Origin of the sequence: Pseudomonas sp. So3.2b (assembly GCF_019464415.1) — a bacterium.
Taxonomy (GTDB): Bacteria; Pseudomonadota; Gammaproteobacteria; order Pseudomonadales; family Pseudomonadaceae; genus Aquipseudomonas; species Aquipseudomonas shahriarae.
Map to the genome: position 1 here is coordinate 997,142 of NZ_CP080494.1, position 15,167 is coordinate 1,012,308.

The window sequence follows — 15,167 nt, forward strand, 5'->3', positions numbered from 1 at the left end:
TTCGCCCCACTTCCGGCGCAGTCGAAACGGAAAACTCCTTGGTAAACAAAGAGTTACGCAGAATTCGACAGCGAGTTGCTTCAGTTCATCGAAGCCCAGAAGGAGTTGGTAGAGCAGTGTTGTTTGGCTCTATTAACGTTTCGATCCTCTCGGTCGAAAGCGGAGAAAAAGAGGTGTTGACAGCAGCGTGTAACGCTGTAGAATTCGCCTCCCGCTAACGAGAGATCGGAAGCGCAAGTGGTTGAAGTTGTTGAGGAAATCCTCGAAAACTTCTGAAAATAATCACTTGACAGCAAATGAGGCTGCTGTAGAATGCGCGCCTCGGTTGAGACGAAAGATCTTAACCAACCGCTCTTTAACAACTGAATCAAGCAATTCGTGTGGGTGCTTGTGGAGTCAGACTGATAGTCAACAAGATTATCAGCATCACAAGTTACTCCGCGAGAAATCAAAGATGTAACCAACGATTGCTGAGCCAAGTTTAGGGTTTCTTAAAAACCCAAAGATGTTTGAACTGAAGAGTTTGATCATGGCTCAGATTGAACGCTGGCGGCAGGCCTAACACATGCAAGTCGAGCGGTAGAGAGAAGCTTGCTTCTCTTGAGAGCGGCGGACGGGTGAGTAATGCCTAGGAATCTGCCTGGTAGTGGGGGATAACGTTCGGAAACGGACGCTAATACCGCATACGTCCTACGGGAGAAAGCAGGGGACCTTCGGGCCTTGCGCTATCAGATGAGCCTAGGTCGGATTAGCTAGTTGGTGGGGTAATGGCTCACCAAGGCGACGATCCGTAACTGGTCTGAGAGGATGATCAGTCACACTGGAACTGAGACACGGTCCAGACTCCTACGGGAGGCAGCAGTGGGGAATATTGGACAATGGGCGAAAGCCTGATCCAGCCATGCCGCGTGTGTGAAGAAGGTCTTCGGATTGTAAAGCACTTTAAGTTGGGAGGAAGGGTTGTAGATTAATACTCTGCAATTTTGACGTTACCGACAGAATAAGCACCGGCTAACTCTGTGCCAGCAGCCGCGGTAATACAGAGGGTGCAAGCGTTAATCGGAATTACTGGGCGTAAAGCGCGCGTAGGTGGTTAGTTAAGTTGGATGTGAAATCCCCGGGCTCAACCTGGGAACTGCATTCAAAACTGACTGACTAGAGTATGGTAGAGGGTGGTGGAATTTCCTGTGTAGCGGTGAAATGCGTAGATATAGGAAGGAACACCAGTGGCGAAGGCGACCACCTGGACTGATACTGACACTGAGGTGCGAAAGCGTGGGGAGCAAACAGGATTAGATACCCTGGTAGTCCACGCCGTAAACGATGTCAACTAGCCGTTGGGAGCCTTGAGCTCTTAGTGGCGCAGCTAACGCATTAAGTTGACCGCCTGGGGAGTACGGCCGCAAGGTTAAAACTCAAATGAATTGACGGGGGCCCGCACAAGCGGTGGAGCATGTGGTTTAATTCGAAGCAACGCGAAGAACCTTACCAGGCCTTGACATCCAATGAACTTTCTAGAGATAGATTGGTGCCTTCGGGAACATTGAGACAGGTGCTGCATGGCTGTCGTCAGCTCGTGTCGTGAGATGTTGGGTTAAGTCCCGTAACGAGCGCAACCCTTGTCCTTAGTTACCAGCACGTAATGGTGGGCACTCTAAGGAGACTGCCGGTGACAAACCGGAGGAAGGTGGGGATGACGTCAAGTCATCATGGCCCTTACGGCCTGGGCTACACACGTGCTACAATGGTCGGTACAGAGGGTTGCCAAGCCGCGAGGTGGAGCTAATCCCACAAAACCGATCGTAGTCCGGATCGCAGTCTGCAACTCGACTGCGTGAAGTCGGAATCGCTAGTAATCGCGAATCAGAATGTCGCGGTGAATACGTTCCCGGGCCTTGTACACACCGCCCGTCACACCATGGGAGTGGGTTGCACCAGAAGTAGCTAGTCTAACCTTCGGGAGGACGGTTACCACGGTGTGATTCATGACTGGGGTGAAGTCGTAACAAGGTAGCCGTAGGGGAACCTGCGGCTGGATCACCTCCTTAATCGACGACATCAGCTGCTCCATAAGTTCCCACACGAATTGCTTGATTCATTGAAGAAGACGAAAGAAGCAGCCCGAAATTGGGTCTGTAGCTCAGTTGGTTAGAGCGCACCCCTGATAAGGGTGAGGTCGGCAGTTCGAATCTGCCCAGACCCACCAATTTTGTGTGGGAAACGCCTGTAGAAATACGGGGCCATAGCTCAGCTGGGAGAGCGCCTGCCTTGCACGCAGGAGGTCAACGGTTCGATCCCGTTTGGCTCCACCACTACTGCTTCTGTCTGTATAAAGCTTAGAAATGAGCATTCCATCAATGCGATGGTGAATGTTGATTTCTAGTCTTTGACTAGTTCGTTCTTTAAAAATTTGGGTATGTGATAGAAAGATAGACTGAACGTTACTTTCACTGGTAACGGATCAGGCTAAGGTAAAATTTGTGAGTTACTCAAATTGAGTATTATCGAATTTTCGGCGAATGTCGTCTTCACAGTATAACCAGATTGCTTGGGGTTATATGGTCAAGTGAAGAAGCGCATACGGTGGATGCCTTGGCAGTCAGAGGCGATGAAAGACGTGGTAGCCTGCGAAAAGCTTCGGGGAGTCGGCAAACAGACTTTGATCCGGAGATGTCTGAATGGGGGAACCCAGCCATCATAAGATGGTTATCTTAAGCTGAATACATAGGCTTAAGAGGCGAACCAGGGGAACTGAAACATCTAAGTACCCTGAGGAAAAGAAATCAACCGAGATTCCCTTAGTAGTGGCGAGCGAACGGGGACTAGCCCTTAAGTGGCTTTGAGATTAGCGGAACGCTCTGGAAAGTGCGGCCATAGTGGGTGATAGCCCTGTACGCGAAAATCTCTTAGTCATGAAATCGAGTAGGACGGAGCACGAGAAACTTTGTCTGAATATGGGGGGACCATCCTCCAAGGCTAAATACTACTGACTGACCGATAGTGAACTAGTACCGTGAGGGAAAGGCGAAAAGAACCCCGGAGAGGGGAGTGAAATAGATCCTGAAACCGTATGCGTACAAGCAGTGGGAGCCCACTTTGTTGGGTGACTGCGTACCTTTTGTATAATGGGTCAGCGACTTATTTTCAGTGGCGAGCTTAACCGAATAGGGGAGGCGTAGCGAAAGCGAGTCTTAATAGGGCGTCTAGTCGCTGGGAATAGACCCGAAACCGGGCGATCTATCCATGGGCAGGTTGAAGGTTGGGTAACACTAACTGGAGGACCGAACCGACTACCGTTGAAAAGTTAGCGGATGACCTGTGGATCGGAGTGAAAGGCTAATCAAGCTCGGAGATAGCTGGTTCTCCTCGAAAGCTATTTAGGTAGCGCCTCATGTATCACTGTAGGGGGTAGAGCACTGTTTCGGCTAGGGGGTCATCCCGACTTACCAAACCGATGCAAACTCCGAATACCTACAAGTGCCGAGCATGGGAGACACACGGCGGGTGCTAACGTCCGTCGTGAAAAGGGAAACAACCCAGACCGTCAGCTAAGGTCCCAAAGTTATGGTTAAGTGGGAAACGATGTGGGAAGGCTTAGACAGCTAGGAGGTTGGCTTAGAAGCAGCCACCCTTTAAAGAAAGCGTAATAGCTCACTAGTCGAGTCGGCCTGCGCGGAAGATGTAACGGGGCTCAAACCATACACCGAAGCTACGGGTATCATCTTCGGATGATGCGGTAGAGGAGCGTTCTGTAAGCCTGTGAAGGTGAGTTGAGAAGCTTGCTGGAGGTATCAGAAGTGCGAATGCTGACATGAGTAACGACAATGGGTGTGAAAAACACCCACGCCGAAAGACCAAGGTTTCCTGCGCAACGTTAATCGACGCAGGGTTAGTCGGTCCCTAAGGCGAGGCTGAAAAGCGTAGTCGATGGAAAACAGGTTAATATTCCTGTACTTCTGGTTATTGCGATGGAGGGACGGAGAAGGCTAGGCCAGCTTGGCGTTGGTTGTCCAAGTTTAAGGTGGTAGGCTGGAATCTTAGGTAAATCCGGGATTCTAAGGCCGAGAGCTGATGACGAGTCATCTTTTAGATGACGAAGTGGTTGATGCCATGCTTCCAAGAAAAGCTTCTAAGCTTCAGGTAACCAGGAACCGTACCCCAAACCGACACAGGTGGTTGGGTAGAGAATACCAAGGCGCTTGAGAGAACTCGGGTGAAGGAACTAGGCAAAATGGCACCGTAACTTCGGGAGAAGGTGCGCCGGTGAGGGTGAAGGACTTGCTCCGTAAGCTCATGCCGGTCGAAGATACCAGGCCGCTGCGACTGTTTATTAAAAACACAGCACTCTGCAAACACGAAAGTGGACGTATAGGGTGTGACGCCTGCCCGGTGCCGGAAGGTTAATTGATGGGGTTAGCTAACGCGAAGCTCTTGATCGAAGCCCCGGTAAACGGCGGCCGTAACTATAACGGTCCTAAGGTAGCGAAATTCCTTGTCGGGTAAGTTCCGACCTGCACGAATGGCGTAACGATGGCGGCGCTGTCTCCACCCGAGACTCAGTGAAATTGAAATCGCTGTGAAGATGCAGTGTATCCGCGGCTAGACGGAAAGACCCCGTGAACCTTTACTATAGCTTTGCACTGGACTTTGAATTTGCTTGTGTAGGATAGGTGGGAGGCTTTGAAGCGTGGACGCCAGTTCGCGTGGAGCCAACCTTGAAATACCACCCTGGCAACTTTGAGGTTCTAACTCAGGTCCGTTATCCGGATCGAGGACAGTGTATGGTGGGTAGTTTGACTGGGGCGGTCTCCTCCTAAAGAGTAACGGAGGAGTACGAAGGTGCGCTCAGACCGGTCGGAAATCGGTCGTAGAGTATAAAGGCAAAAGCGCGCTTGACTGCGAGACAGACACGTCGAGCAGGTACGAAAGTAGGTCTTAGTGATCCGGTGGTTCTGTATGGAAGGGCCATCGCTCAACGGATAAAAGGTACTCCGGGGATAACAGGCTGATACCGCCCAAGAGTTCATATCGACGGCGGTGTTTGGCACCTCGATGTCGGCTCATCACATCCTGGGGCTGAAGCCGGTCCCAAGGGTATGGCTGTTCGCCATTTAAAGTGGTACGCGAGCTGGGTTTAGAACGTCGTGAGACAGTTCGGTCCCTATCTGCCGTGGACGTTTGAGATTTGAGAGGGGCTGCTCCTAGTACGAGAGGACCGGAGTGGACGAACCTCTGGTGTTCCGGTTGTCACGCCAGTGGCATTGCCGGGTAGCTATGTTCGGAATAGATAACCGCTGAAAGCATCTAAGCGGGAAACTAGCCTCAAGATGAGATCTCACTGGAACCTTGAGTTCCCTGAAGGGCCGTCGAAGACTACGACGTTGATAGGTTGGGTGTGTAAGCGCTGTGAGGCGTTGAGCTAACCAATACTAATTGCCCGTGAGGCTTGACCATATAACACCCAAGCAATTTGACTACTCTTGACTTGGAAACAAGCAAAAGCATCAGATTGCGGTGTGTGAAGACGAAATGAACCGAAAGTTCGAATCTCACAAAACACCGAAAGCTATCACATACCCAATTTGCTGAAGCGAGACCATCTGGTCACGACTCAGTACCCGAATTTCTTGACGACCATAGAGCATTGGAACCACCTGATCCCATCCCGAACTCAGTAGTGAAACGATGCATCGCCGATGGTAGTGTGGGGTTTCCCCATGTGAGAGTAGGTCATCGTCAAGATTAAATTCCGAAACCCCAATTGCGAAAGCAGTTGGGGTTTTGTTTTGGGCGGGCGAAAAGCGCTGAGGCGATTTGGCGCGCAGTCCAACTCCGCCTGTAACGCCCTTCAATGCTAAAGTCGCTCCCTCGATTTTGCTTTTCCCAAGGAAGCCGTTATGCCGGATGCAACGTCCCTCAGTGCTGGATTTATGGTCGTCCACGGCAATCGCCTGGATGAACTGCGCAGCCTGGTCGTCAGTTGGATGCGTCGTTATCCATTGGCTCCCCTGGAAAACGAAATCGCTCTGGTGCAAAGCAACGGCATCGCCCAATGGCTCAAGCTGGCCCTTGCTGAAGACCCGGAAGAGGACGATCTGGGAGGGTGCGGCATAGCCGCGGCAATCGACGTGCAACTGCCCGGCAGCTTTATGTGGCAGCTCTATCGCATGGTCCTGGGCCGCGATGAAATCCCGGCCAAATCCTTGCTGGATAAAGCCCCACTGACGTGGCGCCTGATGCGCCTGTTGCCCGAGCTGATCGACCAGCCGCACTTCGAGCCCCTGCAACGCTTCCTCACCCATGACACTGACCTGCGTAAACGCTACCAACTGGCGGAGCGCCTGGCCGACCTGTTCGATCAATATCAGGTGTACCGTGCCGACTGGCTGGAAGACTGGGCCGCTGGCCGCCACCAGTTGCGCAATGGCCGAGGCGAAGCCAAGCCCTTGAGCCCGGCCAACTGCTGGCAGGCCGAGTTATGGCGCGCGTTGCTGCTGGACGTGGGTGAGGAAGGCATGGCGCAAAGCCGTGCCGGGGTTCACCAGCGTTTTATCGAACGCATTAATAACCTGGACACCGCCCCCCAAGGCCTGCCGTCCCGCGTCATCGTGTTTGGCATTTCTTCCTTGCCCGCCCAGGCCCTTGAAGCCCTGGCCGGCCTGGCCCGTTTCAGCCAGGTGTTGCTCTGCGTGCACAACCCTTGCCGTCACCATTGGTCCGACATCGTCGCCGACAAAGACCTCCTGCGAAACGAATACAAACGCCAGGCGCGCAAGACCGGGATGCCTGTCACCATCGACCCGCAAACTTTGCACCAGCACGCCCACCCCTTGCTGGCCGCCTGGGGCAAGCAAGGTCGCGACTACATCAACCTGCTGGACAGCTACGACGATCCCAACAGCTACCGGTCGGCCTTCCGTGACGGGCGCATCGACCTGTTCAGCGACAGCGAGCCGACCACCGTTCTCAACCAGCTACAGGACGATATCCTCGAACTGCGCCCGCTCCCGGAAACCCGCGAGCGCTGGCCGGCCGTCGATCTGCAGCACGACACCTCGATCCGCTTCCACATCGCCCACAGCGCCCAGCGCGAAGTGGAAATCCTTCACGACCAACTGCTCCAACGCTTCAGCGCGGACCCGACGTTGCGCCCCCGCGACGTTATCGTCATGGTCCCGGACGTTGACAGCTATGCACCGCATATCCGTGCGGTGTTCGGCCAGTTGGACAAGAAAGACCCACGTTTCATCCCCTTCACCCTGACGGACCAGGGCCAACGGGGCCGCGACCCGCTGTTGATCGCCGTCGAACACCTGCTGAAACTCCCGGACAGCCGTTTCCCGGTCAGCGAAATCCTCGACTTGCTGGACGTTCCCGCCTTGCGCGAACGCTTCGCCATCCAGGAGCGCGACCTGCCCACGCTGCACCGTTGGATAGAAGGCGCAGGCATCCGTTGGGGGCTCGATGCTGAACAGCGCGCAGGCCTGGGCCTGCCCAGTGCGCTGGAGCAGAACAGCTGGAGATTCGGCCTGCGCCGCATGCTGCTGGGCTACGCCGTCGGCAGTGGCGCAGCCTGCGCCGGCATTGAGCCCTATGACGAAATCGGCGGCCTCGACGCGGCGCTGATCGGGCCCTTGGTCGCCCTGCTTGACGCATTGCACGATGCCCACCAAGCCCTGTCACAGCCCGCGACCCCGCAAGCCTGGGGCACACGCCTGCAAGACTTGATGCAGCGCTTCTTCCTGCCCAGCAATGAACACGATGACTATCTGCTGGGTCAGTTGGAGCAACTGCGGGAAGACTGGCTGGAGACCTGCGAGTCCGTCGGCCTGTACGACGAATTACCGCTGACTGTCGTGCGTGAGGCCTGGCTCGCCGGTCTCGATCAGGGCCGCTTGTCCCAGCGCTTTCTCGCCGGTGCCGTGAACTTCTGCACCCTGATGCCGATGCGGGCCATCCCCTTCAAGCTGGTGTGCCTGCTGGGCATGAACGACGGCGACTATCCCCGCGCGCAACCGCCGCTGGATTTCGACCTGATGGGCAGCGACTACCGCCCCGGCGACCGCTCCCGGCGTGAAGACGACCGATACCTGCTGCTCGAAGCCCTGCTCTCGGCGCGCGACCAGCTCTACATCAGTTGGGTCGGCCGCAGCATCCGCGATAACAGCGAGCGCCCGGCGTCCGTGCTGATCGGCCAACTGCGCGATCACCTCGCCAGCGGCTGGCAGCATGCCCAGGAGCAACCGTTGCTGGAGGCGATGACCCAGGAGCACCCATTGCAACCCTTCAGTGCGCGTTACTTCCACGAGGGCGATCCACTGTTCAGCTACGCCCGCGAATGGCAACTGTTACACGAAGTTCAAGACCAGCCCCTCGAAACGACCGGTCTGGCACCCCACATCCAGGAAGAACCCCTGAGCCTGGGTCAGTTGCAGGACTTTTTGCGTAACCCTGTCAGGCATTTCTTCAGCCAGCGCCTCAAAGTATTTTTCGAAGCCGCTGAAGTGCCCCTGGCCGATGAAGAACCCTTCGTCCTCGACGCCTTGCAGCGCTACACCTTGAGCGACAGCCTGCTCGCCGCCGCGCTGACCGACCCGGATCATCTCGAACAAGCCCTGCAGGCCCAAGCGCAACGTCTTCAAGGCAGTGGCCTGCTGCCCATGGTCGGTTTCGGCGAATGCCTGCGCAACGAGCTGATCGAACCCTTGCCTGACTTGCTGCAACGCTACCAGCAACTCCTGGCACTCTGGCCCACGCCACACAATACGGCGGAGCCCGTCAGCTTCGCGCACCAGGGTATTCAACTCGACGGCTGGGTCAGCGGCTTGCACCGGCGCAGAGATGGCGGCTTGCTCAGCGTGACCACCATCCCCAACAGCATCGGCTCGATCAAGACCCGCAAGTGGCATCGCCTGATCCGCCCATGGGTCAACCACCTGGTGGCCTGCGCCTGTGGCCTGCCCTTGAGCACCGGCCTGGTGGCGAGTGATGACACGCTCCTACTGGCGCCACTGGAGCAAAACCTTGCCCAGGATGTGCTTGGCAACCTGCTCCTGGCCTGGCGGGCCGGCATGAGCGAACCACTACCGATCGCGGTGAAGACCGCCTTCGCCTGGCTCGGCCAGACTGACCCGGACAAAGCCCAGACCGCCGCCCTTAAAGCCTACGAAGGCGATGGCATCACCAGCGATGGCGAGCGCCGCGAAAGCCCGGCCCTCACCCGGCAATTCCCCGACTACGCGGCCCTGGTCGCCAGTGAAGATTTCGAAGGCTGGTGCGAAACCCTGTACCGCCCACTCATCACCGCCCCCTGGCGATCACTGACCAGCGAGGAGGCCCGCTCATGAGCACCAAACCCCTGGCCCTGGCCTTCCCCCTGCGTGGCAGCCAACTGATCGAAGCCAGCGCCGGTACCGGCAAGACCTTCACCATCTCCGCGTTATACCTGCGCCTGGTTCTGGGCCACGGTGGCGATGAGGCGGGTTTTGGCCGCGAATTGCTGCCGCCGCAAATCCTCGTGGTGACCTTCACCGATGCCGCCACCAAAGAGCTGCGTGAACGCATCCGCACCCGCCTGGCACAAGCGGCGCGTTTCTTTCGTGACGAAATCGAACAGCCCGATGCCCTGATCGCCGAGCTGCGTGATCAGTACAGCGCCGAGCAGTGGCAGGGTTGCGCCAACCGCCTCGACATCGCCGCGCAATGGATGGACGAGGCCGCCGTCTCGACCATCCACAGTTGGTGCCAGCGCATGCTGCGCGAGCACGCTTTCGACAGTGGCAGCCTGTTTACCCAGACCCTGGAAACCGACCACAGCGACTTGCTTGGCGAAGTGTTGCGCGACTACTGGCGGCTGTTCTGCTACCCGATGCACGGCGATGCCCTGAACTGGGTCCGCAGCAACTGGGGTGGCCCTGCGGCGCTGATGCCCCGAGTGCGCGCGTTGTTCGGTAGCGAGCGCCCCGGTGATGAACCCCGTGAGCCCGCCGAGTTGATCGAGGCCTGCTTGCACGAGCGCCGCGAGGCCCTGGTGGCGCTCAAGGCCCCCTGGCAGCAATGGGCCGCCGAGTTGCGCGAGATCTGCCTGCAAGCTGTCGCCGCCAAGGCTGTGGACGGCCGCAAGATGCAGGCCCGTTATTTCGAGCCCTGGTTCGAGAAAATCAGCGCCTGGGCCGCTGACGAAACCCTGGAACAACTGGACATCGGCACCGGCTTCACCCGCCTGACCCCCGAGGGTATGGCCGAAGCCTGGAAGGGCGACGCCCCCCGTCACCCCGGCCTGGATGCCATGGCGGGCCTCAAAGCCAGCCTCGACGCCTTGCCCACGCCCGATGCTGCAGTGTTGCAACACGCGGCGGCCTGGGTCGGCAAACGCTTTGAAGAAGAGAAACGCCGGCGTGCCGAGATGGGTTTTGACGACATGCTCATCCGCCTCGACGCCGCCCTGCAAACCGAGGGTGGCGAACGTCTGGCAAGCGTAATCCGCGAGCAGTTCCCGGTGGCCCTGATCGACGAATTCCAGGACACCGACCCGGTGCAGTACCGGATCTTCGAAAGCATCTACCGCATCGAAGACAACAGCCCGCGCAGCGGCCTGTTCCTGATCGGCGACCCCAAGCAGGCGATTTATGCGTTTCGCGGCGCCGATATCTACACCTACCTGCGCGCCCGCCAGGCCACCGCCGGGCGCTTGCATACCCTGGGCACCAACTTTCGCTCCAGTCATGCGATGGTCGAGGCGGTCAACCACGTGTTCGAGCGTGCGGAGTCCGGGCGTGGGGCGTTTCTGTTTCGTACGCCCGACGGCGACAACCCGGTGCCTTTCCAGCCAGTGTCGTCCCAGGGTCGCAAGGAGCAGTTGCAGGTCGATGGCCACATACTGCCAGCCCTGAATATCTGGCACCTGCCCACCGACCAGCCGGTCTCCAATGTGCGGTATCGCCAGCAATTGGCAGGCGCGTGCGCCAGCCAGATTGTCGCGTTGCTCAATGGCGGTCAGCAGGGCACGGCAGGGTTTATCAAGGGGGCAGACTTCACTCCCGTGCAACCGTCGAACATCGCCATCCTTGTGCGTGACGGCAAGGAAGCCCAGGCCGTACGCGGTGAGCTGGCCGCGCGGGGTGTGCGCAGCGTGTACCTGTCCGATAAGGACTCGGTATTCGCCTCCCAGGAAGCCCATGACCTGCTCGCCTGGCTCAAAGCCTGTGCCGAACCGGATGTCGAGCGCCCGCTGCGCGCGGCCCTGGCCTGCGTCACCCTCAACCTGTCGCTGCCCGAGCTGGAACAACTGAACCAGGACGAACTGGTCTGGGAGCAGCGAGTCATGCAGTTCCGCGATTACCGCGTGATCTGGCGCACCCAGGGCGTGCTGCCGATGCTGCGGCGTCTGCTGCATGACTTCAAGTTGCCGCAAACCCTGATTGCCCGCAGCGATGGCGAACGGGTGCTGACGAACCTGCTGCACCTGTGCGAGTTGCTGCAACAGGCCGCCGCAGAGCTGGACGGCGAACAAGCGCTGATCCGCCATCTTGCGGAGCACCTAGCGCTCTCGGGCCAGGCCGGCGAAGAGCAGATCCTGCGCCTGGAAAGCGATGAGCAACTGGTCAAAGTGGTGACTATCCACAAGTCCAAGGGCCTGGAATACGACCTGGTCTTCCTGCCGTTTATCTGCTCGGCCAAGCCGGTCGACGGCAGCCGCCTGCCGCTGCATTACCACGATGCCAACGGCAAGTCCCAGGTCAGCCTGAAACCCACCGTCGAACTGATCGCCCAGGCTGATGACGAGCGCCTGGCCGAAGACCTGCGTCTGTTCTATGTGGCGCTGACTCGGGCCAAGCATGCCTGTTGGCTGGGCGTGGCCGACCTCAAACGCGGCAATAACAACAGTTCGGTGTTGCACCTGTCAGCCCTGGGCTATCTGCTGGGCGGCGGCGCGGCCCTGGGTGAGTCCGCAGCCCTGGCCCGCTGGCTGATGGATTTGCAGGACGGCTGCGCGGCGATTGCCTACGGGCAAATGCCGGAAGCTGACACCAGTACCTACCAACCACCGCGCAATGACGCGACCTTGCTCGCGCCGCTGCTGCCCAAGCGCAAGGCCGCGGAAAACTGGTGGATCGCGTCCTACAGCGCCCTGCGCATCGGCGAAAGCATGAGCGCCGCCAGCCTGGAAGCCCCGGAAAGCCCCCAGGCACAGAAGCTGTTCGACGACGAACGCCTGGACCCGGATGCACCGCGCGAAGTCGCCGCGTCTGGCGGGGATATTCACCGTTTCCCACGGGGCCCCAACCCCGGGACCTTTCTCCACGGCCTGCTGGAGTGGGCCGGTAACGAAGGCTTCAACGTAACGGCCGAAGCCATCGAAGATGCCGTTGCCCGGCGCTGCAACCGACGTGGCTGGGAAGGCTGGATCGGCACCCTCAGCGGCTGGCTCGGGCACCTGTTGCAACTGCCGTTGGGCCTGGGCCATGGGCAGGCATCTGTGACCCTGAGCGACCCGCAGCACTATCAGATTGAAATGGAGTTCTGGTTCGCCAGCCACAAAGTCGATGTGCTCGCCCTCGACCAACTGGTCTGCCAATACACCCATGACGGCGTGTCGCGGGTCGCCGCCGAGCCGGTGTTGCTCAATGGCATGTTCAAGGGCTTTATCGACCTGACCTTCGAACATGACGGCCGCTACTACGTGGCTGACTACAAATCCAACTGGCTCGGCGCCGACGACGCGGCCTACACCCGTGAGGCCATGGAACAGTCGATTCTCGACCATCGCTACGACCTGCAATATGTCCTCTACCTGCTGGCCCTGCATCGCCAACTCAAGGCGCGCCTGCCGGATTACGATTACGACCGGCATGTGGGCGGCGCGCTCTATCTGTTCCTGCGCGGTAGCCAAGCCGTGAGCCAGGGCGCGTATTTCACCCGGCCGCCACGGGAGCTGATCGAACGCCTGGACCTGCTGTTCCAGGGCAAGCCGCAACCGCCCAAGGTCGAACCGGCCTGGGAACAAGGAGTCCTGCTATGAGCCTCTCGACAATGCCGCTGGAGGCACTGGCACCGCTGGATCGCGCTGACGACCTGATGCACCTGCTGGAGCGCTGGGTCGAGCGCGGCTGGCTGCGGGCGCTGGACAAGGCGTTCGTCGGCTTTCTCCACGAACTGGATCCACAGGCCGATCCCCTGGTGCTGCTGGCCGCCGCCCTGACCAGTCACCAACTGGGCCACGGCCATGTGTGCCTGGACCTGTTCGAAACCCTGAAGGCCCCGGATTTCGCTCTGTCGCTGCCCCCAGAAGGGGATCTTTCAAGTGGCGTGATGCTGCTGCCCTCGCAATTGCTCGAGGGCCTGGACGGCGCCCATTGGTGCCATGCCCTGGCCGCAAGCCCGCTGGTGGCGCTGGCCGTCGATGGCAGTGCGGCGGCGCAAAGCCGGCCATTGGTATTGTCGGGCAAGCGCCTGTATCTGCGGCGTTACTGGACCTATGAGCGACGCATCGACAGCGCCTTGCGTCAGCGTCTTGCCGTGCAGGAAGCGGTCTCGGCCGACCTGCCCCAGCGCTTGAATGGCCTGTTCGACCAACCGCCCCCGGACGGCGTGGTCGATTGGCAGAAACTCGCCTGTGCCCTGGCCACGCGCGGTGCGTTCAGCATCGTCACCGGCGGCCCCGGCACCGGCAAGACCACCACGGTGGTGCGCCTGTTGGCCTTGCTGCAGGCACCCGCAGTGGAGCAGGGCACGGCCTTGCGCATCCGCCTGGCGGCGCCTACCGGCAAGGCGGCGGCACGCTTGACCGAATCCATCAGCCAGCAAGTACGCTCGCTGCAAGTGCCCGACGCTGTGCGCGAAAAAATCCCCACCGAGGTCACCACCGTGCACCGCCTGTTGGGTAGCCGCCCCGGCACCCGGCATTTCCGCCATCACGCGGGCAACCTGTTGCCGCTGGATGTGCTGGTGGTGGATGAAGCCTCGATGATCGACCTGGAAATGATGGCCAACCTGCTGGATGCCTTGCCGCCCCATGCGCGCCTGGTACTGTTGGGGGACAAGGACCAATTGGCCTCGGTGGAAGCCGGCGCGGTGCTCGGCGATTTGTGCCGCGATGCCGAAGCGGGTTGGTACAGCCCCGACACCCGCCAATGGCTGGAAAACGTCAGTGGCGAGACCCTGGCGGGCAGCGGCCTGCTGGAGGATCTCGAGGCCAGTCATCCGCTGGCGCAACAAGTGGTCATGCTGCGTTATTCCCGGCGTTTCGGCGAAGGCAGCGGCATCGGCCAACTGGCGCGCTGGGTCAACCAGCAAAACCCCGAGCAGGCTCGCCAACTGCTGGACGCCGGCAGCCACGACCTGTTTTGCCTGCACCTCAAGGGCGAGCATGACCGCGCCCTGGAGCGCCTGGTGCTGGACGGGCAGGGCAGCGATGCCCAGGGCTATCGCTACTACCTGAACCTGTTGCGCACCACGCGCCCGGCAGCCGAGACACCCCGCGACGACTCGCGCTGGACCGACTGGGCGCGCCAGTTGTTGCAAGCCTTCGATGCCTTCCAGTTGCTGTGCGCGGTGCGCAAGGGCCCTTGGGGCGTGGAAGGCCTCAACCAGCGCATCACCGCGGCGCTGCTCAAGGCCCGGCTGATCGACAGCGACCAGCAATGGTACGAAGGCCGCCCGGTGCTGATGACCCGCAACGACTATGGCCTGGGCTTGATGAACGGTGACATTGGTATCGCCTTGAAGCTGCCCGAAAGCGACGGTGGGCCGCAGGTGCTGCGCGTGGCCTTCCCGCGCAACGATGGCCAGGGCGGAGTGCGCTTTGTGCTGCCCAGCCGCCTCAATGATGTGGAAACCGTCTACGCCATGACCGTGCACAAGTCCCAGGGCTCGGAGTTTGCCCACACGGCCTTGATCTTGCCGGATGCACTGAACCCGGTACTGACCAAGGAGCTGATCTACACCGGCATCACCCGCGCCAAGGATCGCTTCAGCTTGATCGAGACCCGTGGCGGGGTTTTCGAAGAGGCGGTGCGGCGCAAGGTAAAACGGTTGAGCGGGCTGATGTTGGAGTTGGGTGCGTGAGAATGTGGGAAAAACCTGACCGATATGTCGGGTTTTTCGTGATGAATGGCAGAATCTACCTAGAGCCCGTCTCGATGGGGTTTCCGCCAATATGCTATCGT

3 protein-coding genes, 2 tRNA genes and 3 rRNA genes are annotated in these 15,167 nt (G+C 59.1%); all 8 read left to right on the top strand.

Annotated elements, in window-relative coordinates; all coding sequences use genetic code 11:
• Positions 1-511: 511 nt before the first annotated feature.
• The 8 genes from K1X80_RS04340 (at position 512) to recD (ending at position 15,066) form a co-directional block, all read left to right on the top strand.
• A 16S ribosomal RNA gene (locus K1X80_RS04340) occupies positions 512-2,048 on the top strand.
• A gap of 81 nt (positions 2,049-2,129) precedes the next feature.
• A tRNA-Ile gene (locus K1X80_RS04345) sits at positions 2,130-2,206 on the top strand.
• A 30-nt stretch (positions 2,207-2,236) separates the two neighbouring features.
• Positions 2,237-2,312, top strand: a tRNA-Ala gene (locus tag K1X80_RS04350).
• Positions 2,313-2,560: 248 nt separating this feature from the next.
• A 23S ribosomal RNA gene (locus K1X80_RS04355) occupies positions 2,561-5,454 on the top strand.
• A 172-nt stretch (positions 5,455-5,626) separates the two neighbouring features.
• Positions 5,627-5,742: ribosomal RNA gene (gene rrf, locus K1X80_RS04360) — 5S ribosomal RNA — on the top strand.
• Together the 16S, 23S and 5S rRNA genes with 2 tRNA genes alongside form the textbook arrangement of a ribosomal RNA operon.
• 155 nt (positions 5,743-5,897) lie before the next feature.
• On the top strand, positions 5,898-9,347 hold the full coding sequence (gene recC / locus K1X80_RS04365) for an exodeoxyribonuclease V subunit gamma (protein ID WP_057960635.1): 3,450 nt from the start codon (positions 5,898-5,900) through the stop codon (positions 9,345-9,347).
• Positions 9,344-13,021 carry an exodeoxyribonuclease V subunit beta gene (gene recB / locus K1X80_RS04370; RefSeq protein ID WP_220172682.1) on the top strand — a complete coding sequence of 1,226 codons (3,678 nt, stop codon included), beginning with the start codon at positions 9,344-9,346 and terminating at the stop codon, positions 13,019-13,021. Before recC ends, recB begins: the two co-directional genes overlap by 4 nt.
• A complete protein-coding gene (gene recD, locus K1X80_RS04375) occupies positions 13,018-15,066 on the top strand; it encodes an exodeoxyribonuclease V subunit alpha (protein WP_057960633.1) in 2,049 nt (682 codons plus the stop codon). The genes recB and recD overlap by 4 nt, the downstream gene beginning before the upstream one ends.
• Positions 15,067-15,167 lie beyond the last annotated feature (101 nt).

Excerpts from the sequence above, each read along its gene's own strand:
- recC (WP_057960635.1), top strand. The coding sequence starts at position 5,898 with ATGCCGGATGCAACGTCCCTCAGTGCTGGATTTATGGTCGTCCACGGC.
- recB (WP_220172682.1), top strand. The coding sequence starts at position 9,344 with ATGAGCACCAAACCCCTGGCCCTGGCCTTCCCCCTGCGTGGCAGCCAA.
- recD (WP_057960633.1), top strand. The coding sequence starts at position 13,018 with ATGAGCCTCTCGACAATGCCGCTGGAGGCACTGGCACCGCTGGATCGC.